The organism is Candidatus Methylomirabilota bacterium (genome assembly GCA_035315345.1).
In the GTDB taxonomy this organism is placed as follows: Bacteria; Methylomirabilota; Methylomirabilia; order Rokubacteriales; family CSP1-6; genus CAMLFJ01.
Genome location: DATFYA010000152.1, coordinates 23,781 through 47,701, shown reverse-complemented (window position 1 = coordinate 47,701; position 23,921 = coordinate 23,781). Strand labels below are relative to the sequence as shown.

The following is a 23,921-nucleotide window of genomic DNA, read 5'->3' as shown; positions in this document are numbered from 1 at the left end:
TCTAGCCGGCGAGGATGGCGGCGACTGCGCGCGAGAGCTCGTCCACGTCGAAGGGCTTGAGCAGGACCTGCACCCGCGTGCCCTGGAGGAAGCCCGCGTACTCGGGTGACTCCACGAAGCCGGAGATGAACAGCAGGTGCGGTCGCGTATCGGGCCAGCGGCGGGTGAGCTCGAGATAGAGGCTCGGCCCGTCGAGCCCCGGCATCTTCAGGTCGCTCACGATCAGGTCGTAGCCCGGCTGGCCGTCCAGGATTCGTAGCGCATCGGCGCCGTCGCGCGCGGTCTCCACCGCGTGGCCGTCCGCGGCCAGCACCGCGGCCACCAGCTCCCGCACCGGCGTTTGATCGTCCACCACGAGCACTCGCTTGGTCATCATGACGGTTCCTACCCGCGAGACGGAGCAAGGCCCGTTCCAGCGCGCCAGGGCTCGTTCCAGTACGCCACCTTATGCGTGTCGGCGCAGTTAGGCGCGATTGAGGCCGCCCGGTCGAGTGCCGTACGTTGTCGCTGGAACACGACGGACGTCCGCCTTCCGTCGCACAAAAACTTCCGGGCGCGCCGCGCGCAGATCGTGCGCGCCGCGGCACCTCCCGCGCGCTCGAACCGGCGACGCGCAGCGACTTGACACGGCGAGGAATGAGCCTAGTCTCCTGGCCAGCGCTCGGAGACCCGGGGCTGCTCGATCCCAACCCCTTCACCCGAAGGAGGTCCACCATGGCCCACTACCTCAGCGACGAGGAGCTGTCGCGAACGGCGCCCGCCGAGGTCGCATCGTTCCCCTCCCCCGTCCCAACCCAGATCGTGTCGAACGGAGAGTTCAACCCGGTGCCTCAGACGCGGGAGCAGCAGCGCGTGGAGGCGCGCATCAAGGAGCTGGCCGAGAGCCTGGGACCGCGGCACGGCATGGACCGGCGCCAGTTCCTCGCCTCGAGCGCCGGGATGGCCGCCGCGTTCCTCGCCATGAACGAGGTGTTCGGGCCGCTCTTCGACGTCAGCCGCGCCGAGGCCCAGACCCCGGGAGTGGCCAACCAGCGGGCGGGCGGGCTCGCCAAGCAGTTCATCATCGACGCCCAGACCCACTTCGTGCGCGACGACTTCAACCAGGCCGGCCTGCTCGACCTCGCCAAGTACGCCAAGCAGAACTGGAATCCCACGCTGTGGGGCGAGAACACGCTGGCCCGCTACAAGTTCGAGAACTACGTCAAGGAGATCTTCGTCGACAGCGACACCAAGGTGGCACTCCTGTCCGGCGCGCCCTTCGACGACCCCGCCTGGGACTTCCTCAGCAACGACCAGATGGCGATGGCGCGCGCCTCGATCAACAAGATCAGCGGCTCGCGACGTCTGCTCGCGCACTCGGTGATCACGCCCAAGCGGGCGGGCTGGATGGACGAGGTCGACCGCTGCATCGCCACCATCAAGCCCGATTCCTGGAAGGGTTACACCATCGGCGACCCGCTGTTCCCCTCCAAGCAGCAGTCCTACTGGCGGCTCGACGACGACAAGCTGATGTACCCGTTCTACGAGAAGATGAGCAAGTCCGGCATCAACACGATCTGCATCCACAAGGGGCTGCTCCCCGCCGACTACGAGAAGTCGTGGCCCGGCGTCTGGGAGTACAACACGGTGTGGGACGTGGGGAAGGCGGCCAAGGACTGGCCGAAGCTCAACTTCGTGATCTACCACTCGGCGCTCCGGCCCTTCCTGGAGACGCCCGACGACGCGCTCGCCGAGTTCGACAAGACCGGCCGAATCCAGTGGGCCACCGATCTGGCCGAGATCCCGTCCAAGTACGGCGTCCGCAACGTGTACGGCGAGATCGGCACCGCCTTCGCGAATTCCGCGGTGGCCAATCCGCGGTTCGCGGCCGCGTTCATGGGCACCATGATCCGCGGTCTCGGCGCCGACCACGTCATCTGGGGCACCGATTCGCTCTGGTACGGCTCACCGCAGTGGCAGATCGAGGCGCTCCGTCGGCTGGAGATTCCCGCCGACATGCAGAAGAAGCACGGCTTCGCCGCCCTGGGGGCCGCCGACGGCCCGGTGAAGACGCAGATCTTCTCCCGCAACACCGCCCGCCTCTATCGCCTCGACATGAAGGCGGCCCAGGGCGCCCTCACGAGCGACAAGATCGCGGCCATCAAGGCCGAATACGTCGCGCTGGGAGGCGAGCGCAGCAACGCCCGCTACGGCTACGTGCATCGTGTGACCGGCTAGGGCCCGCCTCACCGCGCCGATTGGCCGGCCGTCCGGGCCGCCGTTGGATGATCCGGGACAGGCCGGGTCGGAATCTCGACCCGGCCTGTTTGCCATCGAAAGGAGCACCAGCGTAAGCTGGTCGGGTTTTCCCCCATTCGCCGAGGAGGCGCCGGTGAGGGCATCGCGCGGCAAGGTTCACTACGCTTGGGTCGTCCTCGGCGCGCTCGTCGGCGTCATGCTGCTCGCCTCCGGCCTGCGGGCCGTCTTCGGGGTCTTCATCAAGCCGATGGAGACCACCTTCGGCTGGGATCGCGCCGCGCTCTCCGGCGCCGCCGCGGTGTCGCTCCTGCTGCTGGGCGCGGCCGGACCGATCGTGGGCTGGCTCGCGGACCGCTGGGGCCCCCGGCGGGTCATCATGGTCTCGGCCGTCGTGCTCGGCGTGGGCACGCTCCTCACCGCACGCGTCACCGCGCTCTGGCAGGTCTACATCACCGCCGGCGTGCTGATGGCGCTCGGGTCGGGCGGCGTCGGTATGTCCACCGGCGCGGCCATGGCGGCGCGCTGGTTCGAGGGGCGCCGCGGGCTCGTGATGGGGGTCGTGGGCGGCGCGATGTCGGCCGGCCAGCTCGTGATCATCCCGCTGGCGGTCTGGCTCACCATGACCTACGGGTGGCGCCAATCGTTCGTCTACCTCGGCATCCTGCTCTTCGTGATCGCGCTGCCCCTCACGCTGCTCCTGCGCGACGATCCCGCCCAGATGGGCCTGCGCCCGTTCGGGGCCGACGCGCCGCCCACGTCCACCGGCGCCGCGCCGACGCCGGCGGCCACGCGAACGTCGGTGGCCGACGCGATGCAGGTGCCCGCGTTCTGGCTGCTGGCCGGGACGTTCTTCGTCTGCGGCTACACCTCCAACGGCCTGGTGCTGACCCATCTGGTGCCGCACGCCGCCGAGCACGGCTTCAGCGAGATGCACGCCGCGCAGGCTCTGGGCGTGATGGGCGCCATGAACATCGTGGGCACGGTGGCCTCGGGCTGGATCTGCGACCGCTTCGGGCGCAAGGGGCCGCTCGCCTTCTACTACGGGGTGCGGGGCCTCTCCCTGCTCTTCCTGCTGTACGTGTGGAACGTGCCCTCGCTGCACATCTTCGCGGCCGTCTTCGGCCTCAACTACATCTCGACGGTGCCGCCCACCACCACGCTGACCGCCAACATCTTCGGCCGCTACTCGGTGGGCGCGCTCTCCGGCTGGATCTACTTCGCCCACCAGTGCGGGGCGGCCCTGGGCGCCGCGGTCGGCGGCTGGATCTTCCAGGCCACCGGCTCCTACTCGTGGGCATTCACCTCCGCGGCCCTGCTCGCGTTCCTGGCGGTGCCGCTGGCCCTGGCCATCAAGGAGGCGCCGGTGCGGCGGACCCCGAGCCCCGCTCCGGCCGGCCTGCCTGCCACGGCCAGCTGAGCACGCGCCGACGGACGCGGAGAGCCGCCAACCGGCAGGAGTAAAATGATGAGCATGAACGAGCCACGGACGTCGCTGGCGGCGCTGCAGAAGGATTTCCCGTTCGAGAGTCGGCTGAGCCTCGGCCTGCTGATCCGCTTCTGGGAGGAGCAGGCCGCCGACCCCTCGGTGCGCGGCGAGAGCGCGCGCGCCCTCCTCAACCGGCTGCGGCAGGTTCCCGAGCTGAGCCGTCCCATCGACGACATCACCCTGCTCGACGTCCACGCGCCGCTGGTGGACGCGCTGATGAGCGCGGTGTTCCCCGCCGCGTTCCTCGAGCGCGCGTACATGGGCGCCCTCATCCCGTTCACCCTGCGCAGTGTGTACGGCACCGCCGCCTTCGAGAACATCATGGGCGCCGACGGCGTGCTCTACGGCAGCCTGAACCTCGAGATGGCCGCGCTGAAAGACTTCCGGCTGCTCAACGCCTACGCGCTCGCCCTGGAGCGGCTGTACGGGATCGAGTTCCCGGTGGACTACCCGCTCATCCTGACCAAGCCGGAGCCGGACAGCGGCCTCGAGCGTCACTTCAAGATCCAGTTCGACGGCCGCTTCGTGGAGGTGGAGCGTCTGCTCCCGATTCCCCCGCTCTCCGACGACATGCGCAAGCGGCTGGCCGCGCAGGCCCTGGACCTGGACGGGCTCGCCGCGCTGATCCCGCCCGGGAGCGTGCGCTTCTCGGGCTTCACGGTGGTCAAGGCCGCCGACGTGACGGATCAGGAAGTGCTGTCGTCCATCAAGCGGGACCTGATCGACAAGGAGTCGATCGTCTCGAACGCGCGCTTCGAGAAGCTGCAGGCCAAGCTGCGGACCCTGTTCCGCCGCCCCGAGCTGCACCTGAGCCTGGCCGCCTTCGAGGGCGAACGGATCCTGCTCCTCAACTCCGGGCACCAGCTGCAGCAGGGCCACGGCTGCATCTTCGCGGGCTCCGCCCACGGCAAGATCAGCGACTACGTCGGCTCGGTATACGAGCGGGCGAGCCGGCGCCGCGAGCCGATCTTCGTGGAGGACGTGGCCGCGCTGACCACCCGCTCCGCGAAGGAGGAGGCCATCCTCCGCAAGGGCATGCGCAGCCTGGTGGTCGCCCCGTTGCACTACCAGGGCGAGCTCATCGGCATGCTGAGCCTCACCTCGCCCAATCCGGGCGACATCAACGCCCTTCTGGGCCCGCGCGTGCGCGAGGTCCTCCCGCTCTTCTCGATGGCGGTGCGGCGCAGCGTGGCCGACCTGCACTCCCGCGTCGAGAGCTTCATCAAGGAGCAGTTCACCGCCATCCACCCGGTGGTGGAGTGGCGGTTCCGCAAGGCGGTGCTGGAGAGCATGGAGCACGGCTCCGAAGACCACGAGCCGGGCGGCGAGATGGACCCGATCGTGTTCCGCGACGTCTACCCGCTGTACGCGGTGTCCGACGTCCGGGGCTCTTCCACCCATCGCGCGTGGGCCATCCAGGCCGATCTGCTCATCCAGCTGGGCCTGGCCCGCGACGTGCTCCGGGCCGCGCACGACGCGCGGGCTCTGCCCATCCTCGACCAGCTGACCCATCGCATCGACGGCCACGTGGCCGAGATCGAGGTCACCCTGCGATCCGGCGACGAGCTGGGGGTGATGAACTTCCTGAAGGCCGACGTGGAGCCGCTCTTCGACCACCTGCAGACCTTCGGCGACCGGGTCCGCGAGCGGATCGACGCCTACCGCACCACGGTGGACCCGGGAATCGGCCTGGTCTACGCGCGGCGGCGGGAGTTCGACGAGAGCATCACCATGATCAACGAGGCGGTGTCCTCCTACATCGATCTCGAGGAGCAGGCCGCGCAGGACATGTTCCCGCACTACTTCGAGAAGCAGAAGACGGACGGCGTCGACTACACCGTCTACCTGGGCGGCGCCCTCCGCGAGGACGGCAGCTTCGACCCGCTCTACTTGAAGAACATGCGCCTGTGGCAGCTGATGGTGGCGTGCGGGGTCGCGCTGCGGGTGGAGCGGCTGAAGGACCGGCTGCCGGTGCGGCTCGACATCACCAACCTGATCCTGATCCAGCACGCCCCGCTGTCGATCCGCTTCCGCTTCGACGAGAAGCGCTTCGACGTGGACGGCGCCTACAACGTCCGCTACGAGATCATCAAGAAGCGCATCGACAAGGCGATCATCCGCGGCACCACCGAGCGACTGACCCAGCCCGGCAAGATCGCGCTGGTGTACTCGCACGGGAGCGAGGCCGCGGAGTGGCGCGAGTACATCGAGTACCTGCAGCGGCTCGGCTATCTCACCCGGGAGACCGAGGACGTGGAGCTCGACGAGCTGCAGGGCGCCCAGGGCCTGCGCGCCCTGCGGGTGACGGTGGACCTGGCCAACCGCGAGCTGGACGTCCCGAGCAGCGCCGCCCTGCCCCGCGCCCAGGGCGAGAGCACGCCCGCCGCGTAGCGCCATCGCGCGCATGCGACGTTTGGGCGCGACGCTCCTCGCCGCGGTCCTGCTGGCCGGATGCGCCACGTCGGGCCCGCCGCGGCCCCGTCTCATTGCCGCCGACGCGACGCAGACGCCGCGACGCTGCTCGCCCGCCGATCCAGACCGCTGGGCGTGGTTCTGCGTGGTCGGTCAGGTGCTCTACGACGCCGCCGCGTTCTTCACCCCGGTCAACGAAGTGACCATGCGATAGGCGCCCGCTCAGCTGCCCATCACGATTCCGCCGTCCACGTTGATCGCCTGCCCGGTCATGTAGTCGGAGTCGGGCCCGGCCAGGAACGCGACCACGCTGGCCACGTCCTCGGCCCGCTCCGGCCGCCCGAGGGGGATGTGCCGGATGCGGCGCTTCCACGCCTCGCCCTGCCCGAGCCCTTCCAGGGCGCCCCACTCGCGGTCGATCTGCTCCCACATCGGCGTCTCGACCGCGCCCGGGCACACGCAGTTCGAGGTGATGCGCTCGGGCGCCAGCAGCTGCGCGGCCGACCGGGTGAGGCTGACCACGCCCGCCTTCGAGGCCGAGTACGGCGTCATGAGGTGGTTGCCGCCGCGGTACGACGCGATGGACGCGGTCGCGATGAGCTTGCCCCGCAGCTCCGAGCCGGGCATCAGGTCCTGGGTGACCATGCGCTTCGCCACCGCCTGAAGCACGAAGAACACCGCGCGGAGGTTCACGTCCATCACGCGGTCCCAGTCCGCCTCGGTCACGTCGAACATGGGCTGCACGCGGATGACGCCGGCGTTGTTGAACAGCACGTCGAGCCGGCCCCAGCGCCGGTACGGCTCGTCGACCATGCGCGCGATGTCGGCCGGCTTGGTGACGTCGGCCCGCAGCGCGACCTGGCCCAGCTCGCCGGCCAGCGTGTCCACCCCTGCGCCGTCCTGATCGGCCAGCACGAGGCGCGCGCCTTCGCGGGCGAGGCGGCGGGCGCAGGCCGCGCCGATTCCGCGGGCGGCGCCGGTGATCAATATCGTGCGACCTTCGAGGGTGGCCATCGCGTCTCCTTTCGTCGCTACCCGGTCAGGGCACCCCGAGCAGCTTGCGGAACTCCTCCAGCTCCGGCTTCGGCACGTCGGGCCGCGCCTTGAGGCGCGCGTACACGTCGGCGGGATTCTCCTCGATCAGGCGGATCACCTTGGCGAACACCTTCAGGAGGGTGCGGGCCTCGCGGTCGGCCTTCCGCTGGACGAGCGGCCCGCCCACCTTGCCGATCACGCGAATGACTCCGCTGTCGATCTCCACGAACGAGGTCACCGTGGTGGCGACCTGCGGCCGCCCGGTCGGGCTGGGCTGAAAGCCGTAGGCCAGCGCCACCACCGCGCGGCCCTTGATGTCGGGCAAGGCGGACTGGTACGCGCCCTGGGCCATCATCAGGCGCAGGCCGGGCTGCGCGTAGACCGTCCAGAACGTGCCGCGCACACCCCAGCCGTCGTCGAGCCACAGCGCGCCCTGCTCCTGCCAGATGCGATAGCGGGCGGCCTTGAGCGCGCGCGTGACGTGGCTGGCGAACTCGGGGTGATCCAGCAGGTACTCGAAGATCTCGGGGCGGACGGGATAGGCGTCGGCCGACTGCTGGGTCGAGACGAAGGATTGCCTGACGACCTCCTCGAGCCGCTTCCGGTCTCCCGCCGGCACCGCGGACGGGATGGGCAGGGTGACCGCCGCCTGCAGGGGCCGGAAGGTGCCCAGCGTCGCTCCGACGGTCAGGACGAAAGCGGCGACCAGGCAGCGGCGCCGCGCCAGGCGCGCCGTCGGGCGATCTACCAACCGATCGAGTGCGCGCCGCGACGCGGATCCGCGCCGCCCAGGCGAGTGCCGTGGGGGCCCACCACCGACGCGCACACCGCACCGGCCCGCCAGTCGTAGTCCGGCCAGTCGTTGATCACGTGGCCGAGCTGGGCCAGGGCCGCGCGCGTGTCCGGCGCGATCCGGGCCTCCACGTCGAGCCGGCCCGGCGAGTTGGTGTGCGGCCAGAACGAATCGGGGAACGAGCGGGTGGCCAGCCGCGGGGCTTCGATGGCCTGCTGCGGTCGCATCCCGAATGCGGTCGAGTTGAGCAGCACCTGCAGCATGGCCTGCTGCTGCACGTCGCCCCCGGGCGTGCCGAAGGCCATGAAGGCGCGCCCGTCGCGCAGCACCATCGACGGCGCCGGGGTCAGCCGCGGCCGCTTGCCCCCCGCCACCTCGCTCGCGTGCCCGGGCACGAGCCAGCCCTGCGAGCCGCGGGGCGAGACCACGCAGCCGACGCCGGGAACGACCGGCGAGTCCACCCCGCCCGGATCGCTGGGCGTCGCCGAGAACGCGTTGCCCTCGGCGTCGATCACCGAGACGTACGAGGTGTCGAGGGTCCCGGCCGCCGACGGCGCGCCGACCTTGGACGCGGCGCCGTGACCGTTGCGCACCGCCGCCTTGCCCTCCGGGTCACCCGCGGGCGGCATGTCCGGCCACGCGCGATCCTCGCGGATCAGCCCGCGGCGCAGGTCCGCGTAGGCCTTCGACAGCAGCGCCTCGGCGGGCACGTGCACGAAGCGCGGGTCGCCGTAGTAGGCCTCGCGATCCGCAAAAGCCAGCTTCATGGCCTCGACCAGGATGTGCAGCGCCCGCGGGGTGTTGTGGCCGAGCGCGGGCCAGTCGTAGGGCTCGATGAGGTTCAGCATCTGGAGGAACACCGGGCCCTGGCACCAGAAACCGCACGCCGCGACTTCGTAGTCGTGGAACGTGGTGGTCAGCGCCGGCGCCACCTCGGCGTGAAAATCGGCGAGATCCTCGTAGGCGAGCAGTCCGCCCTCGCGGGCATGGTAGTCGGCGATCCGGCGCGCGATGTCGCCCTTGTAGAAGGCGTCGCGGGCGGCCTGAATGGCGCCGACGCGGCCACGCTTGGCAGCGCGCAGCTCCGCGGCCACCATCTCCTTGATGGTGGCGGCCAGCTCCGCCTGCACGAAGAGCTGGCCCGGCGCGTGCGGCTTGCCTCCGGGCAGGAAGATCGCGGCCGAGGTCGGGAAGCGCTGATACCGCTCGGCGTTGTTGGCCATGATCGACGCCGAGAACGCCGAGGTCGGGAAGCCGTGCTCGGCGCACTCGAGCGCGCCGGCGACCGCGTCGGCGAACGACCGCGTGCCCCAGCGCTGCAGGGCCACGCACCACGCGTCGGGCGACGCCGGCACCACCGTGCGCAGCAGGCCGGCCGGCATGTCGCCGCCGTGCTGCGTCCGGAAGTACTCGGCGCTGGCGCGGCGCGGATAGGGCCCGACCCCGGAGACCTCGAACGTCTCGCCCGTCGCCGCGAGGTGGACCAGGATGGGGGCGACGCCCGCAAAGCTCACCATGTCGGGATGGACGACGCCCAACATCAAACCGGCGGCGACTCCGGCGTCGATCGCGTTGCCGCCAGCGGCAAGCACGCGCGCCGCGGCCTGGGCTGCGAGCGGATGGCCGGCCGACACGATCCACTGCCGCCCCATCACCTGGTTCATCGGGCCCGAGCCGGCCGGTGCAGCGCTGCGCTGGTACTGCGCGGAGTCGAGTGTCATGGCGCGTATGCTAGCACATCGGGCGCCTCAATGGCGGCGGGCACTTAGCAGTGCGCGCGGAAGCGCTCGAGGGCCTTCACGTGGTCTTCGGGACGGGTCAGGCCAGAGCCCATCGTGTTCACGCAGAGGTGCGTGATGCCGCGCATCGCCCGCCACGCCGCCATCTCCGGCTCGTGCTGGTCCGGCGCCAGCCGGGCCAGGGCCACCCGTCCCTCGATGCCGAACGTGGCCGGATCGCGGCCGGCCTCGCGGACCAGCCCGTGGAGGCGATCGATGGTCTCCTGCATGGCGGGGCCGGGCCGGACGGTCTGCAGTGTGATCCAGCCGGCGGCGAGGCGGGCCATGCGGCGGAGCACCGTCTCGTGCTCGCCGCCCATCCAGAGCGGAATGGGCCGCTGCACGGGCAGTGGATTGAGGCCGGCGTCGAGCACGCGGTGCCACCTGCCCTCGTAGGTCACCAGCTCGCTGGTCCAGAGCGCGCGCATGACGTGGACCTGCTCCTCGATGCGCTGGCCGCGATTGTCGAGCGTCTCGCCCAGCGCCTCGAACTCCACCGGGCTCCAGCCGACGCCGACGCCCAGACGCAGCCGGCCGCCCGAGAGGACATCCACCGCCGCGGCCTGCTTGGCGACGAGCGCGGTCTGGCGCTGGGGCAGGACGAGCACGCCGGTGACCAGCTCGATGCGGCGGGTGACCGCCGCGCAGAAGCCGAACAGCACGAACGGCTCGTGAAACGGGTGCCGGTAGTCGTAGGGGCTGTCCCAGCCGCCCGGCCGATCGGGATTGGCGCCGACCACGCTGTCGAAGGCGAGGATGTGCGTATAGCCCAGGGCCTCCACGGCCTGCGCGTAGTCGCGGATCACCGACGGGTCCTGGCCGATCTCCGTCTGCGGGAAGACAACGCCGATGCGCATGGCCTAATCGGCCGCCCGCCACAAGCCGCGCGCTTGCCGCCAGCACTGCGCGAGGGCCGTCACCACCGCGGGGGGCAGGGCCAAGGCGGCCAGGTAGAGCGCAGCGCGGGATTCCCGCGGGGCCAGTCGCCGCAGCTTGAGGAGACTCGCCCGCGCGTAGGCACGATCCTGCCGGTATCCGTAGTGGAACGCCTTCAACGCTGCGCCGCGGGCGATCTCGCCCAGGCGCGACGCGACCATCGAGCGGTGCTGCGGCGCGCAGAGGGCCCGGTGACGGCTCAGCACCGACACCGCCATCACCGCCCATTCGATCGACCGCCGCTCCGCGGGCCCGGACACGCTGGAAGCGAGATAACGCCACCGCACCAGCCGGTCCCGGAGAAACGTCACCGGGTAGTCGTGCGCGATTCGCAGATAGTAGTCGAGGTCCGAGGCCTCGCCACGGGTCGTGGCCAGGACGCCGGTGCGCTCCATCACCGCCCGCGGGATGAGGGTCTGGGCCGGGCACGCGACCTGGTTGCTGTCGAGGAACTCGTAGTAGAAGCGATCGGTGATCTCGGTTCCGGTCGCCGCGGCGAACCGCCGCCGGAGCGTCGGACTGTAGAGGCTCTCGCGCAGGATCCGCTCACCGTCGAACTGCACGCCGTCGCACACGATGAGACCGCTCTCCGGGTGCCGCGCGGCTACCGCGATCTGAGTCGCGAGCTTGTCGGGGAGCCAGACGTCGTCGTGATCCAGGAACGCGATGAAGTCGCCCGAGGCCGCCCGGACGCCGGTGTTGCGGGCCGCCCCCGCCCCCGCGTTCTCCTGACGGATATGCGTGACGGCCGACTTGTACGGCTCGAGGAGCGCCCACAGGTCCACCGTGGAGCCGTCGTCCACCACGATGACCTCGCGGCGCGGCCAGGTCTGGGCGAGCGCGCTCTCGACGGCCTCGATGAGCCACGCGCCGCTGTTGTAGGCGGCTATGACCACACTGACCAGGGGTTTCAATGCCGGGCGCTCCTCCAGAATCCGGGTGGCGGTCGGTCCGAAGCCGTGCGATTCTACCACCCCTCATCACCGTGAGCAGATCCCTGGAAGACCCCGGCAAGCACAAGCTGATCATCCTCGGCACGCGGACCTTCGCCGAGGAGGTGGCCGATCTCGTGAGCGACAGCGACGAGTACGCCCTCGAGGCCTTCGGCGAGAACTGGGAGCGGGAGCGCTGCGGGCGTCCGCTGCTGGGCCGCCCCGTCATCTGGGTGGACGACCTCGCGCCCCTCGCGGCCACCCACTACGCGGTCTGCGCGATCGGCACCCCGCAGCGGTCGCGCTTCGTGGACCAGGCCGCGAGGCTCGGGTTCCGGTTCGCGATCCTCCGGCACCCCGCCGCGCGGGTCTCGCGCACCGCGGGCCTGGGCGGCGGCTCCATCGTGAGCGTGGCGGCGGTGATCGCGGCCCACGCGGTGATCGGCGATCACGTGATCGTGAATCGCGGCGCCCTGATCGGCCATCACACTCGCGTCGGCGACTTCACCACCATCTCGCCGGGGGCCAACGTCGCGGGCTCCGTGGAGATCGGGGCGGGCAGCTACATCGGGATCGGCGCGGTCATCTCCGATCACGTCAAGATCGGCGCCGGCTGCGTGGTGACCGCCGGGGCGGTGGTGATCGCGGACGTGCCGGACCGCACGCAGGTCGGCGGCGTGCCCGCGCGCGCGCTCCGGACCCTCGGGGGAGACGCCTGAGCCCGGCCACCGGGGCGACGGACGCGATGGTCGGCAAGGAGCGGGTGGAGGATCTGGCGATCGCGGGCGGGCCGCCCGCGTTCCGCGAGTCCCTCCACGTCGGCCGCCCGAACATCGGTGATCGCGCCCGCCTGCTCGAGCGCATCAACGACCTGCTGGACCGGCGCTGGCTCACCAACGACGGCCGCTACGTCCGCGAGCTCGAGGCGGAGCTGGCCCGGCGGATCGGGGTGCGCCATTGCCTGGCGGTCTGCAATGCGACCCTCGGGCTGCAGCTGGCCGCCCGCGCCCTCGACCTGTCCGGCGAGGTGATCGTACCGGCCTTCACCTTCGTGGCCACCGCCCACGCGCTGCAGTGGCTCGGCATCGCGCCGGTCTTTGCCGACATCGACCCTCGCACCCACAACATCGATCCCGCGCACGTCGAGGCCCTCGTGAACGAGCGGACCACCGGCATCCTCGGCGTGCACCTGTGGGGCCGGGCCTGCGACGTGCGCGCGCTCGCCGCGATCGCGCGCCGCCACCGCCTGCGCCTGCTCTTCGACGCGGCCCACGCCTTCGGATGCTCGCACGACGGACGCAGCCTGGGCAGCTTCGGCGACGCCGAGGTGCTGAGCTTCCACGCCACCAAGTACGTGAACAGCTTCGAGGGTGGCGCGGTCACCACCGACGACGACACGCTGGCCGCGCGCGTCCGGGCCATGCGCAACTTCGGCCTCGCGGGCGGAGATCGGGCGGCCTCGCTCGGCACCAACGCGAAGATGAGCGAGGTGGCCGCGGCCATGGGCCTCACGTCGATCGAGGGCGCGGAGGAGGTCGCCGCGATCAACCGCGCTCACCACGCGGCGTATCGCCGCGGGCTCGCCGGCGTGCCCGGCCTCGCGGTGGTGACCTATCCGGACGGCGAGCGGCACAACCACCAGTTCGTCGTGCTCGAGATCGACGCGGGGCCGGCCGGCCTCCATCGCGACGACCTCGACGAGGTGCTGCGCGCCGAGGGCATCCTCGCGCGTCGGTACTTTCATCCCGGATGCCACCGTGCGGAGCCGTATCGGTCCCGTCCGAGCGCGAGCGAGCTGCCGCACACCGACGCGGTGGCCGCGCGAGTCCTGTCGCTCCCCACCGGTCCCGCCGTGGACGTGGAGAGCATCGCCCTGATCTGTCGGATCATCCGGCTCGCGGTGGACGCGGCCGACCGGGTGCGCGCGCACGTGGCGAACGCCCGGCGCGGCCGGGGCGCCGAGGGCGTGTGCTAACATGACGTCATGTCGCGGTCCGCTCCGCTCATCGGCGTCAGCACGTCGATCACCGTCGCCAAGCATCCCGAGCGCGCGTACCTGAACTCGGCGTACCTGCACGCGGTGCAGCAGGCGGGCGGCGTGCCGGTGCCGCTGCCTCCGCAGCTCTCCGCCGCATCGCTCGAGCAGCTGGGGGCCGGGCTCCACGGCCTGTTCCTCACCGGTGGCGGCGACGTCGATCCCGCGCTCTTCGGCGAGGCCCCTCATCACACGCTCTACGATGTGGCGCCGGCGCGCGACACCCTCGAGACCGCGGCGCTGACCCTGGCTCTGCGCCGCGGGCTGCCGGTCCTCGCGGTGTGTCGCGGCATCCAGGTGCTCAACGTGGCGCTGGGCGGCAGCCTCCACCAGGACGTCGGTACCGATCCCGGTACCGAGATCCCGCACAGCCAGACCGAGCCGCGGGACCAGCCCACCCACAAGGTGAAGGTGACGCCGGGCAGCCGGCTCGCCGAGATGCTCGGCACCGACGAGCTCGAGGTCAACAGCATGCACCACCAGGCGATCAAGCGTCTCGGACGCGGACTCACCGCGGTGGCGTGGGCGCCCGACCAGGTCGTGGAGGGCGCGGAGCTGGACGACCCGACCCGCTTCGTCCTCGGCGTGCAGTGGCACCCCGAGGAGCTGGTGGGCCACTCCGAGCCGGCCCGGCGTCTCTTCGCCGCTCTCGTGGCCGCGGCCCGCCGGTCCTGACCCCGCTCGACGAGCTCGCGCCGCCGGCGCCCGACCTGCCGGCGGATTCTCCGGTCGCGGCCGCGCCCGCGCGCCACTTCTCGCGGTGGGGCACCGCCCTCTACGCGGTGCTCACCGTGCTGCTGGTCGCCTTCTTCTACTATTCGTGGGGCTCGCCGCTCGGCAATCTCCAGCGGCCGGAGGAGTCGCTGGAGCGGCTCGTCTCCCGCGAGATGGATCTGGATCAGGCCTTCCAGCACCTCCCGCCCTGGGAGCGGCGCCTCTACGAGATGACCGGCTCCGATCCCGAGACCTTCGACGACGCGATCGCGCGCTTCGACGAGTTCGAGGACGACGAGCGCTCCGCGCGCACCGATCTCGACCTGGTGGTCCTGCTCGGCGAGGCGGGGCTGCTCGAGCGGACCGGCACCATGATCGAGTCCTTCGAGGACAACGACGCCGTCGCCGGCCAGTACGGTCGGTGGCTCGAGGCGGCCTACCTCGACGCCCCGCGGCCCGAGGAAGCCGTCGCGATGGCGGAGGAGATCCGTCGCGAGCTGCCCCGGGACTGGTTCACCGACACGCTCGTGCGCCGGATCGCCACCCGGGTCGACGACGCGACCCTGCAGGCCGAGGCGGAGGCCGGGATCGAGGAGCGCGGCCGCTCGCTCCTCGTGCGCGTGCGGCTGCTGACCATCATCGGCGCGCTGCTCCTCGCGGCGAGCGCGGTCGTGCTGTGGCGGCTCCTGCGCGGTCGGCACGGCGCCCGGGTCGCGAGCGCGCCGCTGCCGCCGCCGTGGGGGATCGCCGACGGCCTCGGCCTCTTCTTCCGATCCGCGTTCGCCTATCTGCTGATCCCGGCGGTGGTCGTCACGCTGTTGCCCCGCACCCCGGAGGGCACCGCGATCATGGGGCTGGTCGGCGGCCTTCCCATGCTGTGGTGGGCGCGGCGGTACCTGCACGCGCGCGGCCGGACGCTGCGCGGCACGTTCGGCCTGGGCCTCGATGCGCCGCCGGGCGCGGGCCGCCGCCTGATCGCGTGGAGCCTGGTGCTGCTCGCACTGTCGATCGTGGGCGAGAGCCTGCTCTCGATGGGCCTCGGCGCCCTCGGCGTCACCTCGCACTGGGCCGACGGATTCCTCGAGGAATTCCTCTGGGGCTCGCCCGCCACGGTGGCCGCCGGCACGCTCGACGGCGTCGTGTGGGCCCCCGTCTTCGAGGAGCTGGCCTTCCGCGGACTACTCTTCCCCACCCTGCGCCTCCGCCTCACCGGATGGAGCGCGGCTCTGCTGAGCGCGGCCATCTTCGGCATCGCCCACGGCTACGGCGTGCAGGGCTTCGCCGCGGTCACCTGGAGCGGCATGATCTGGGCCCTCGGCTACCAGCGCACCCGCAGCCTGCTGCCCGGCATGCTGGCCCACGCGGCCAGCAACCTCCTCGCCACCGCCAGCTTCCTCCTGCTCCTCCGCTTCTAGCGGCCGCTACGCGAGCGTGGGGTCCACCACCGCCAGGGCATCGCGACCCGCGGCGTAGGTGAGCTCGCGGATGCCCAGCACGCCGCGCAGAGTGTCGGCCGGCACCTTCATCGGTCCCGGGGCCGGCGCGGCGCCCGGCGCCGGCTGCGGGAACGCGGTGGAGCGCGCGGTGTGGAAGGTCACGTTGCCTTCGACCTTCTGCATGATCTGGTGGATGTGGCCGTTCAGCACGGTGACCGAGCCGAAGCGCTTCAAATAGCCGAGGGCCCGCCCCGCATCGTCGGTCACCCAGCCCCACTGCGGATACACCGCCCAGAGCGGCACGTGGGCGAACACCACGATCGGCGTGCTGCTGGCGAGGCCCGCGACGTCACGCTCGAGCCACTCGAGCTGCTCGGCGCCCAGGTTGCCCACCCCGCCCGCCTTGTAGGTGAGGACGTTGACGAGGCCGACGAAGTGGACGCCGCGGTAGTCGAAGCTCTGCCAGCCGCGACCCGGCGGATCGGTGGCGAAGCGTTCGAGGTATTCCGCGCCGCCGTCCGCGAACACGTCGTGCTCGCCCGGCACGTAGAACGTGCGCTCCACGCCCGCGGACTGCAGCGCCTGGCGGGCGGTGTCGAACGCGCCGGCCTTCTGCGCGTGGGTGATGTCGCCGGTGTGGATCAGGAACGCGGGCTTCGGGTCGAGCGCCCGGATGCGCGCGATCGCGGTCTGGAAGGTGGCCAGCACGTCGCGGTTGGCCTCGCCCTTGAACCCGAGGTGGGAATCGCTGATCTGGGCGAAGCTGAAGGTGGCCGGCGGTCCGGCCGCTTCCGCCGCCTCGGCGCCAATCGGCCGCGACGAGAGCACCCCGCCGCTCACCGACCACAGCAGGCCGGTTCCGGTCCACGCCATGCACTGGAGGAATGCTCGACGGTCGACGTCCACTCGCTCGCTCATGATCCGCTCCTCACGATGACCGTGCCGGTCATCAGTGGATGCAAGGTGCAATAGTAGGGGTAGGTGCCCGGCCGCGTGAAGGTGAAGGCCCACGTCTCGTCGGTGTCGAGACCCGGCGACCGGAAGGCGTTGTCGGTCGAGGTCACGGTGTGGGGATCGTCGTCGTGATTGATCCACGTCACGGTGGTCCCCACCGGCACCGTCAGCTCGGGAACGTCGAAGCCGTGCGCCTTGATCTCGACCCGCGTGCCCGCACTCTCCGCGGCCGCGCCCACGCTCGCGACCAGCAGCAGCGCCGCCATCGTCACGATCGTCGTCAAGATTGCTTTGGATGTGCCCATGTCCGGTTCCTCCTCGCTCCTGCCAACGCGAGAGCGCCGCCGCCGTTCCTCGATGAAAAAGATCGGCGGGTGGGAACGGTCGGGCGCTCCGCGCGTTGCGGTGGTGAATGGCGACGGTGGGCGACGATGCGTCGTTGGCACAGCGGCGTGACCGGTGCGTATGATCTCGACATGGCATGGGGGGAGCGGGCGGATCCGGGCCGGCTCGGGCGCGAGGCCCTGGCCTACGCGGACACGCTCTACCACCTGGCCCGCTACCTCACCCGCAGCCCCACCGACGCGGAAGATCTCGTGCAGGAGACCTACGCGCGCGCCCTCGGCGCGGCGCACCAGTTCACGCCGGGCACCAATCTCAAAGCCTGGCTGTTCCGCATCCTCCGCAACACCTTCCTCAGCCAGTACCGTCACGAGCGGCACAACCCGACGGTGGGCGGGCTCGACACGGTGGCCCCGACCGAACCTGCGCCGGCTCAGTGGCTGCGCGATGATCTCGAGCTGGACCGGCTGCGGAAGGTGGTCGGCGAGGAGATCGAGCGCGCGCTCATGAGTCTGAGCGACGAGGCGCGCACCGTGATCCTGCTGGACCTCGAGGGCCTCACCGAGTCCGAGGTCGCGGCAGTGGTCGGCTGCGCGGTCGGCACCGTGAAGTCTCGCCTCGCGCGGGCGCGGGCGGCCCTGCGCGAGCAGCTCCGGGACTACGCGCGATGACCTGCCACGAGGCCCGCGACCGGCTGCTGGACGCCCAGCGTGACCGGCTCACCCCGGAGGCGCGCGCGGCGTTGCAGGCGCACCTGCACGCGTGCGCGGCGTGCGCGCACGAGGAGCGCGCCGAGGCGCTCCTGACCGAAGCGCTCGAGCAGCGCCTGCCCCCGCACGCCGCCCCGCTGGCCCTCAAGCGCCGACTGGCCGCGGGCTGGCCCACGCCGGCCGTCGCGACACCGGGGAGCCGACGGCGCTGGCCGCGCTACCTCGTCCCGGCCGCCGCGATGGCCGCGCTCCTGCTGGTGGCGCTGCCGCTCGTGTCGCGGCGAGCCGACGAGCGCGACGCGGGCCGCATGGTCGCCGAGGCGGTTAACGATCACCTGCGGATCCTCGCGAGCCAGCATCCGCTGGACGTCGAGAGCGGCGGCATGCATCAGGTCAAGCCGTGGTTCGCGGGCCGCCTGGACTTCGCGCCCGTGGTGCGCTTCGAGGGCGATGCCGACTTCCCGCTCCGCGGTGGCGCGGTCGGCTACTACCTTGACCGCAAGGCCGCGGTCTTCGTCTTCGGCCGGCGCCTGCACACGATCTCGCTGTTCGTGTTCCGCGCCGACGGGCTGCCGTGGCCGAGCCAGGGGCTGCAGCGGGTGGGGGGCACGCAGGCCCGCGTCACGACCTCCCGGGGGTTCACCTCGGTGCTGTGGCGAGACGGGGAGCTGGGCTACGCGCTGGTGTCGGACGTCGAGCTCGCGGACCTGATCCGGCTCGCCGAGCGGCTCGCGCCCGGCGCCTGATCCGTCGCGTGCACCACCACGCCGCCCACCATGGTGAGCACGGGCGCGAGGCCGGCGATGCGCGCCTCCGCGCAGGTGAACACGTCGTCGGAGAGGGCGATCAGGTCCGCGCGCTTGCCCGGCTCGAGCGAGCCCTGATCGGCGTCGCGCCCGATGGATCGCGCGTTCCAGATCGTGAACGCGCGCACGGCCTCCTCGCGCGTCATCCGCTGGGCGAGCGGCCAGCCGGGATCGTCGCCTTCGCGGGGCCGCCGCGTCACCGCGGCGTGCAGGCCGTGGAACGGATTGGCGTCCTCGACCGGGAAATCGGAGCCGCCCGCGATGTAGGCGCCCGAATCCAGCACCGAGCGCCAGGCGTACGCGCCGGCGAGTCGCTCGGCCCCGAGGCGCTCCTCGGCCCAGCGCATGTCCGAGGTGCAGTGCGTCGGCTGCATGCTGGGCACCACCCCCAGGCGGGCGAACCGCGGAATGTCGGCGGGGGCCAGGATCTGCGCGTGCTCGACCCGCAGCCGCGGTGGCGGCCCGCCGGCCGCGAGCACGCGCTCGAACACGTCGAGCACCAGCGTGTTGGCCCGATCCCCGATGGCGTGCACCCAGACGTGGAAGCCGCGCGACACCGCGTCGCGCGTCAGCCGATCCACCTCCTCGGGCGGCACCAGCACTAGGCCGGTGTTCGCGGGGTCGTCGCAGTAGGGGGCGTGCAGCGCGGCGCCGCGCGAGCCGAGCGCCCCGTCGAGCCACAGCTTGAGCGCGCCCACCGTGAGGTGGCCGTCGCCGACCGACTCGGGCGCCCCTCGCTCGCGATACTCGCCCCAGGCCTTTCGTCCGGAGAGCGCCGCGAACACGCGGAAGGGAAAGCGGCCGCGGCCGATCAGCCGCGTGTACGAGGCCACCGCGCTCAGATCGAGCCCCGGCTCGTGCGCGCCGGTGAGCCCCTTGGCCAGGCACTCCGCGATCACCGCCTCGACCGCCGCGTCGAAGCGCGCCTCGGACGGCGGCGGCACCCGCGCGCGGATCTGGTCCTGGGCCAGGTCGATCAGGACGCCGGTCGGCTCGCCGTGCTCGTCGCGGAGGATGCGGCCACCCGCGGGATCGCCGGAGTGGCGCGTGATGCCCGCGCGCTCGAGCGCGGCCCCGCTGGCCCACGTGGCGTGACCGTCCACGCGCACGAGCGCCACCGGATGGCCGGGCGCGGCCCGATCGAGCGAGGCACGCGTGGGGAACCGCTGCCCGGGCCAGCGCGTCTGATCCCAGCCGCGGCCGCCGATCCACTCGCCGGGCGCCAGACGCGCGGCCGCCGCCGCCACCATCCGGGCGATCTCTTCCTCCGATCCCGCCGAGGCCAGATCCAGCTCGAGGCGGGCGCGCGCGAGGAGCATCAGATGCCCGTGGCCATCCACCAGCCCGGGGAGCACGCGGCGGCCGCCGAGGTCGAGCACGGCCTCGCCGACGGCCGGGTTGACGTCGGCCCGGCGCCCCGCGAAGGCCACCCGCCCGTCGCGCACGACGAGGGTGTCCACCACGGACGCGTCGGCGTCCATCGTGTGGATGCGTCCGTTGGTCAGCAGCACGGAGACGGCCGGGCGGCGCGGGCTAGACGAGGGCCCAGCGCGAGGGGCCGCCCGCCACCGTCTCCTCGCGCACGCGACCCTCGGCTCGGAGCTTGCGGAGATGCGAGTGCACGGACATCGCGGCCACGCGGTGCAGCGCGTTGCTCACGTCGGCGTAGATGATCTTCACGATCTCCGGGATCGCGCGCGGGCCGCCGCCGAGCGTCTCGAGGATCTGTCGCTCGCGGAGCATCCGGTGATCGATGAACTCGGCGATCTTCGCGGGCCCGTCCTCGATCACCGCCCCGTGGGCCGGATAGATGCGGCGGATGTCGAGCGCCTGTAGCCGGCGCAGCGAGTCCATGTACAGCGCGAGGTCGCCGTCCTCGTCGGGGATCACGGTGGTGGAGCCGTTGAGGATCAGGTCGCCGCTGAACAGCGCGCGCTCTTCCTTCAAGTAGAAGCAGAGGTGGTCGGAGGCGTGGCCCGGGGTGTGGATCGGGACCAGGCTGACCCCGTCGCCCTCCACCGTCTCGTCGGCGCGCAGCATCTCGACGTCGTCGGGCAGGCCCGAGTCGCGATAGATCATCTTCGCGACCGGCACGCCCGGGAACAGCTCGCGCAGCTGCCCGACGCCGCCCAGGTGATCGCGATGGCGATGCGTCAGGATGATGCGCTCGGGTCGCCGCCAGCCGCGCTGACCGAGATACTTCTGGAAGAGCGCCGGGTAGTCCGCTTCCCCCGCCCCGGTGTCGATCAGGATGGGATAGCGGCGGCCCACCAGATAGGTGTTGGTGCCGGGGCCGGTCATCATGCCGGGATTCAGCCCGAGCACGCGGCCCACCAGATCGCTCGGCGTGGCGCTGCGCGGAAAGTCCGGATCGATCCAGCTCATGGCCTCCGAGTGTAGCATCCCGCGGCGCGCCCTTGCGGGGCGCGGGCGCACCGCGGTATAAGCGTGCCAGATCGAAGCCGTCATCCCTGCCGTCGGAGGCCGCTCATGGTCCTGCGCTTTGCCCTCGTCGCCGTCGTCGTGCTCGGGCTCGTCGCGCCCGCGCTCGCCCAGACCGTCACCCTCAAGCTCGCGACCATCGTCGGGAACGACAACCCGTTCACGACCTCCGCGTACAAGTTCAAGGAGATCGCCGAGGCCAAGAGCGGGGGCAAGATCAAGGTGGAGGTCTATCCGGCCGGCCAGCTCGCGAAGAACGAGATCGTGGTGCTCGAGGGCATGCAGCTCGGCACCGTCGACATCGCGGCGGTGTCGCTGCCCTCCGCGGGCGGCAAGTTCGATCCCAGGCTGCTGGCGCCGGACGTACCGTTCCTCTACCAGAATCGCGAGCACGTGTGGCGCGTGATGGACAGCGCGGTCGGCAAGGACATGCTGAAGTACTTCGACCCGCTCGGGGCGAAGGGCTTCTGCTACGGCGGCGGCTTCGGGTTCCGCGGCGTGCTCTCCAACAAGCGGCCGGTGATGGTGCCGGACGATCTCAAGGGCCAGACCATCCGGGTCCCGCCCATCCCGACCCTCGTCGAGGTGTTCAAGCAGTTCGGCGCCAACCCGGTGCCGATGATCTGGGGCGAGGTGTACATGGCGGTGCGCCAGGGCACGGTGGACGGCCTCGAGCTGCCGGTGACCACCGTGGTGTCCGACAAGTTCCACGAGATCACCAAGTACTACTCGAAGACGCAGCACTCGTACCCGGCCGCCGCGTGGCTCATGGCCAAGGCGCGTTACGAAGCGCTGCCGCCGGATCTGAAGAAGGTGATCGACGAGACCATGACCGCCTCGTGCGCCCAGCACCGGCAGGACGAGCTGAAGGCCGAGGTCGAGGGGCTCGCGGCCATGAAGGCCAAGGGCGTGCAGGTCAACGACGTCCGGGACCTGCGCCTCTTCCAGGAGCGCGCCCAGCCGGTGTGGAAGTTCCTCGAGCAGAAGGCGGGCAAGGAGCTGGTCGACCGCGTGATCGCGGAGGCGAAGGCCACCGCGAAGTAGCCCGCGTGATCGTCGACTGGATCTGCCTGGGGCTGATGGTGGCCCTGGTGGTGGACGTCTTCCTGGGCGTCTTCAGCCGCTACGTGCTGCACGCGACCTTCCAGTGGTACGACGAGGTCGCGCGGCTCTGCTTCGTGTGGATGGTGTTCCTCGGCGCCGCGGTGGCCGTCCGTCGCGGCGCGCATTTCCGCCTCCATCTGCTGATCGACCGCTTCGGGCCGCGCCTGCGTCACGCCGCCGACCTCGCGGTGGGCCTGCTGGTGCTGGCCTTCGGCGGCGTGCTGGTCGCGGGGGGCATCGCGATGTACCCGGTGGCTCGCCGTCAGGTCACCGACTCGCTCGAGCTGTCGATGCTGTGGTTCCACGGGGCGCTGCCGGTCGGCGGCGCGCTGATGGTCCTCTTCGCGCTGCCGCAGCTCTGGCGGCTCCTGCGCGCCCGATGATCCTGGTCACCGTCGTCTTCCTGCTGCTGCTCGCGATCGGCGTGCCGGTGGCGGTCACGGTGGGGCTCGCCGGCTACGTCGGCGCGCTGCTGGCGGCGCCGGCGCCCCTGGCCGTGACGGTGCAGACGATCCTCCACCAGGTCGATTCGTTCGTGCTGCTCGCCCTGCCGCTCTTCATCCTGGCCGGCGCGCTGATGGAGACGGGCGGCATCGCGCACCGCCTGGTGCGCCTCGCGGTGGCCCTGGTGGGCTGGGTGCGCGGCGGCCTCGGCATGGCGGTGGTGGCCGCCGAGTACATCTTCTCGGGCATCTCCGGCTCCACGGTGGCCGACGTCTCCGCGGTGGCCGCGACCACCATCCCGGGCATGGTGCGCGCCGGCTACAGCCGCGAGCTGGCGGTGGCGGTGGTAGCGGCCGCCTCCGCGATGGGCATCCTGGTGCCGCCGTGCATCCTGATGATCGTGATCGGGTCGGTGGCCAGCCTGTCGGTGGCCGCGCTCTTCACCGCCGGCTTCCTGCCCGCGGTGGTGATGGCCATCGTGCTCATGGGCTACATCTGGCGCACCGCGGGCCGGGTGGGCATCAGGGCCGAGCCGCGGCCGACCCTCCGCGAGCTGGGCGTGGCCTTCCGCCAGGCCCTGATCCCGCTCGGCATGCCCGCGATCATCTTCGGGGGCATCCTGGGCGGCATCATGACCCCCACCGAGGCCTCGGTGCTCGCGGTGCTCTACGCCGCGGTCGTCGGCCTGTTCGTGTACCGCGAGATCAAGTGGAAGGAGCTGCCCGCGATCATGATGAACGCGGCGATGATCACCGGCGCGGTCGGCCTGCTGCTGGGCACCGCCGGCGTGGTCTCCTGGTTCCTCACCGTGCAGCAGATGCCGGCCGCGATGATCCGGCTGATGACGGTGGTGCCGGGCAGCAGCCTCGTATTCCTGTTCCTCACCGCCGCCATCTTCATCTTCTTCGGAGCGGTCATCGAGGGGTTGCCCGCGGTGGTGATCCTGCTGCCGAGCCTGCTCCCGGTGGCCGGCGGACTCGGCATCGATCCGATCCACTACGCGATCGTGATCGTGGCCGCGGTGGGCATCGGCCTCTTCCTGCCCCCGATCGGCGTCGGCCTGTTCATCGCCTGCGGCATCGCCGACCTGTCGGTCGACCGAGCCACGCGCGCGATGCTGCCGTTCGTGGCGGTGCTGGTGATCGGGCTCGTGATCATCATCCTGGTGCCCGAGATCACCCTGATCCTCCCTCGCCTCTTCCACCTCCTCTAGCTCGGAGGCCCGCCAACGACTGGGGAGTGCGGGGGTCATGTCCGGGCCCGTCGGTGTCCGCTGAATGGGGGAGTGCGGGGGCCATGTCCGCGCCCGTCGGTGTCCGCTGAA

The 23,921-nt window shown here is 71.4% G+C and carries 23 protein-coding genes; 13 read left to right on the top strand and 10 right to left on the bottom strand.

The annotated features are described in order from the left end of the window. Window position 1: 1 nt before the first annotated feature. Window positions 2–376 carry a response regulator gene (locus VKN16_20125; protein HME96514.1) on the bottom strand — a complete coding sequence of 125 codons (375 nt, stop codon included), beginning with the start codon at window positions 374–376 and terminating at the stop codon, window positions 2–4. A 338-nt stretch (window positions 377–714) separates the two neighbouring features. Here VKN16_20125 and VKN16_20120 point away from each other — a divergent pair, with 338 nt between their 5' ends. From VKN16_20120 to VKN16_20105, 4 genes are all read left to right on the top strand, one after another. After that, window positions 715–2,217: an amidohydrolase family protein gene (locus tag VKN16_20120; protein ID HME96513.1), complete on the top strand. Its 1,503-nt coding sequence runs from the start codon at window positions 715–717 to the stop codon at window positions 2,215–2,217. Between the two features lie 154 nt (window positions 2,218–2,371). Then, window positions 2,372–3,655, top strand: a complete 1,284-nt coding sequence (locus tag VKN16_20115) for an MFS transporter (protein ID HME96512.1) — start codon at window positions 2,372–2,374, stop codon at window positions 3,653–3,655. 54 nt (window positions 3,656–3,709) lie between these two features. After that, window positions 3,710–6,115: a GAF domain-containing protein gene (locus VKN16_20110; protein HME96511.1), complete on the top strand. Its 2,406-nt coding sequence runs from the start codon at window positions 3,710–3,712 to the stop codon at window positions 6,113–6,115. 13 nt (window positions 6,116–6,128) lie between these two features. Continuing rightward, entirely contained in the window at window positions 6,129–6,350 is a 222-nt protein-coding gene (locus VKN16_20105; protein ID HME96510.1) for a hypothetical protein, read from the top strand. A gap of 8 nt (window positions 6,351–6,358) precedes the next feature. Here VKN16_20105 and VKN16_20100 read toward each other — a convergent pair whose 3' ends face one another. Genes VKN16_20100 through VKN16_20080 form a run of 5 tightly spaced genes read right to left on the bottom strand, consistent with a single transcriptional unit; the run spans window position 6,359 to window position 11,592 of the window. Further along, window positions 6,359–7,150, bottom strand: a complete 792-nt coding sequence (locus tag VKN16_20100; protein HME96509.1) for an SDR family oxidoreductase — start codon at window positions 7,148–7,150, stop codon at window positions 6,359–6,361. A gap of 25 nt (window positions 7,151–7,175) precedes the next feature. After that, on the bottom strand, window positions 7,176–7,922 hold the full coding sequence (locus VKN16_20095) for a hypothetical protein (GenBank protein HME96508.1): 747 nt from the start codon (window positions 7,920–7,922) through the stop codon (window positions 7,176–7,178). Next, complete coding sequence (locus tag VKN16_20090) at window positions 7,916–9,685, bottom strand: gamma-glutamyltransferase (protein HME96507.1); 1,770 nt, start codon at window positions 9,683–9,685, stop codon at window positions 7,916–7,918. Before VKN16_20090 ends, VKN16_20095 begins: the two co-directional genes overlap by 7 nt. A gap of 44 nt (window positions 9,686–9,729) precedes the next feature. Next, complete coding sequence (locus VKN16_20085; GenBank protein HME96506.1) at window positions 9,730–10,599, bottom strand: LLM class F420-dependent oxidoreductase; 870 nt, start codon at window positions 10,597–10,599, stop codon at window positions 9,730–9,732. 3 nt (window positions 10,600–10,602) lie between these two features. Beyond that, window positions 10,603–11,592, bottom strand: a complete 990-nt coding sequence (locus VKN16_20080) for a glycosyltransferase family A protein (GenBank protein ID HME96505.1) — start codon at window positions 11,590–11,592, stop codon at window positions 10,603–10,605. Window positions 11,593–11,663: 71 nt separating this feature from the next. Between VKN16_20080 and VKN16_20075 the strand changes: the two genes are divergently transcribed. The 4 genes from VKN16_20075 to VKN16_20060 all read left to right on the top strand — a co-directional run bounded on the left by VKN16_20075 (window position 11,664) and on the right by VKN16_20060 (window position 15,774). Continuing rightward, on the top strand, window positions 11,664–12,329 hold the full coding sequence (locus tag VKN16_20075; protein HME96504.1) for a NeuD/PglB/VioB family sugar acetyltransferase: 666 nt from the start codon (window positions 11,664–11,666) through the stop codon (window positions 12,327–12,329). Between the two features lie 26 nt (window positions 12,330–12,355). Beyond that, complete coding sequence (locus tag VKN16_20070) at window positions 12,356–13,585, top strand: aminotransferase class I/II-fold pyridoxal phosphate-dependent enzyme (protein HME96503.1); 1,230 nt, start codon at window positions 12,356–12,358, stop codon at window positions 13,583–13,585. A gap of 9 nt (window positions 13,586–13,594) precedes the next feature. Next, window positions 13,595–14,320: a gamma-glutamyl-gamma-aminobutyrate hydrolase family protein gene (locus VKN16_20065; GenBank protein HME96502.1), complete on the top strand. Its 726-nt coding sequence runs from the start codon at window positions 13,595–13,597 to the stop codon at window positions 14,318–14,320. Between the two features lie 116 nt (window positions 14,321–14,436). Continuing rightward, a complete protein-coding gene (locus VKN16_20060) occupies window positions 14,437–15,774 on the top strand; it encodes a type II CAAX endopeptidase family protein (GenBank protein HME96501.1) in 1,338 nt (445 codons plus the stop codon). Between the two features lie 6 nt (window positions 15,775–15,780). On the opposite strand, the gene VKN16_20055 is transcribed toward VKN16_20060, so the two are convergent. Together VKN16_20055 and VKN16_20050 are read right to left on the bottom strand one after the other, a co-directional pair. Next, window positions 15,781–16,713, bottom strand: a complete 933-nt coding sequence (locus tag VKN16_20055) for a metallophosphoesterase (protein HME96500.1) — start codon at window positions 16,711–16,713, stop codon at window positions 15,781–15,783. Further along, complete coding sequence (locus VKN16_20050) at window positions 16,710–17,054, bottom strand: cupredoxin family copper-binding protein (GenBank protein ID HME96499.1); 345 nt, start codon at window positions 17,052–17,054, stop codon at window positions 16,710–16,712. The genes VKN16_20055 and VKN16_20050 overlap by 4 nt, the downstream gene beginning before the upstream one ends. A gap of 171 nt (window positions 17,055–17,225) precedes the next feature. Between VKN16_20050 and VKN16_20045 the strand changes: the two genes are divergently transcribed. Together VKN16_20045 and VKN16_20040 are read left to right on the top strand one after the other, a co-directional pair. After that, window positions 17,226–17,762 (top strand): sigma-70 family RNA polymerase sigma factor, encoded by a 537-nt coding sequence (locus VKN16_20045; protein ID HME96498.1) that lies wholly within the window; start codon window positions 17,226–17,228, stop codon window positions 17,760–17,762. After that, on the top strand, window positions 17,759–18,547 hold the full coding sequence (locus tag VKN16_20040; GenBank protein HME96497.1) for a zf-HC2 domain-containing protein: 789 nt from the start codon (window positions 17,759–17,761) through the stop codon (window positions 18,545–18,547). The genes VKN16_20045 and VKN16_20040 overlap by 4 nt, the downstream gene beginning before the upstream one ends. Here VKN16_20040 and VKN16_20035 read toward each other — a convergent pair. Next, window positions 18,475–20,118: an amidohydrolase gene (locus tag VKN16_20035; GenBank protein HME96496.1), complete on the bottom strand. Its 1,644-nt coding sequence runs from the start codon at window positions 20,116–20,118 to the stop codon at window positions 18,475–18,477. The two genes, VKN16_20040 and VKN16_20035, sit on opposite strands and share 73 nt — an antisense overlap. A gap of 22 nt (window positions 20,119–20,140) precedes the next feature. Next, window positions 20,141–20,992, bottom strand: a complete 852-nt coding sequence (locus VKN16_20030; GenBank protein ID HME96495.1) for an MBL fold metallo-hydrolase — start codon at window positions 20,990–20,992, stop codon at window positions 20,141–20,143. Window positions 20,993–21,097: 105 nt separating this feature from the next. Here VKN16_20030 and VKN16_20025 point away from each other — a divergent pair, with 105 nt between their 5' ends. From VKN16_20025 to VKN16_20015, 3 genes are read left to right on the top strand one after another with little or no spacing between them, the layout of a single operon-like run. Next, entirely contained in the window at window positions 21,098–22,093 is a 996-nt protein-coding gene (locus VKN16_20025) for a TRAP transporter substrate-binding protein (GenBank protein ID HME96494.1), read from the top strand. A gap of 5 nt (window positions 22,094–22,098) precedes the next feature. Continuing rightward, a complete protein-coding gene (locus VKN16_20020) occupies window positions 22,099–22,536 on the top strand; it encodes a TRAP transporter small permease (protein ID HME96493.1) in 438 nt (145 codons plus the stop codon). Then, entirely contained in the window at window positions 22,533–23,810 is a 1,278-nt protein-coding gene (locus VKN16_20015; protein ID HME96492.1) for a TRAP transporter large permease, read from the top strand. The genes VKN16_20020 and VKN16_20015 overlap by 4 nt, the downstream gene beginning before the upstream one ends. Window positions 23,811–23,921: the final 111 nt, after the last annotated feature.

Coding starts and splice junctions, on each gene's coding strand:
- VKN16_20085 (HME96506.1), bottom strand. CDS start 10,599: ATGCGCATCGGCGTTGTCTTCCCGCAGACGGAGATCGGCCAGGACCCG.
- VKN16_20125 (HME96514.1), bottom strand. CDS start 376: ATGATGACCAAGCGAGTGCTCGTGGTGGACGATCAAACGCCGGTGCGG.
- VKN16_20065 (HME96502.1), top strand. CDS start 13,595: ATGTCGCGGTCCGCTCCGCTCATCGGCGTCAGCACGTCGATCACCGTC.
- VKN16_20070 (HME96503.1), top strand. CDS start 12,356: ATGGTCGGCAAGGAGCGGGTGGAGGATCTGGCGATCGCGGGCGGGCCG.
- VKN16_20015 (HME96492.1), top strand. CDS start 22,533: ATGATCCTGGTCACCGTCGTCTTCCTGCTGCTGCTCGCGATCGGCGTG.
- VKN16_20050 (HME96499.1), bottom strand. CDS start 17,054: ATGGGCACATCCAAAGCAATCTTGACGACGATCGTGACGATGGCGGCG.
- VKN16_20110 (HME96511.1), top strand. CDS start 3,710: ATGAACGAGCCACGGACGTCGCTGGCGGCGCTGCAGAAGGATTTCCCG.
- VKN16_20025 (HME96494.1), top strand. CDS start 21,098: ATGGTCCTGCGCTTTGCCCTCGTCGCCGTCGTCGTGCTCGGGCTCGTC.
- VKN16_20090 (HME96507.1), bottom strand. CDS start 9,685: ATGACACTCGACTCCGCGCAGTACCAGCGCAGCGCTGCACCGGCCGGC.
- VKN16_20100 (HME96509.1), bottom strand. CDS start 7,150: ATGGCCACCCTCGAAGGTCGCACGATATTGATCACCGGCGCCGCCCGC.
- VKN16_20055 (HME96500.1), bottom strand. CDS start 16,713: ATGAGCGAGCGAGTGGACGTCGACCGTCGAGCATTCCTCCAGTGCATG.
- VKN16_20120 (HME96513.1), top strand. CDS start 715: ATGGCCCACTACCTCAGCGACGAGGAGCTGTCGCGAACGGCGCCCGCC.
- VKN16_20040 (HME96497.1), top strand. CDS start 17,759: ATGACCTGCCACGAGGCCCGCGACCGGCTGCTGGACGCCCAGCGTGAC.
- VKN16_20030 (HME96495.1), bottom strand. CDS start 20,992: ATGAGCTGGATCGATCCGGACTTTCCGCGCAGCGCCACGCCGAGCGAT.
- VKN16_20105 (HME96510.1), top strand. CDS start 6,129: ATGCGACGTTTGGGCGCGACGCTCCTCGCCGCGGTCCTGCTGGCCGGA.
- VKN16_20045 (HME96498.1), top strand. CDS start 17,226: ATGGCATGGGGGGAGCGGGCGGATCCGGGCCGGCTCGGGCGCGAGGCC.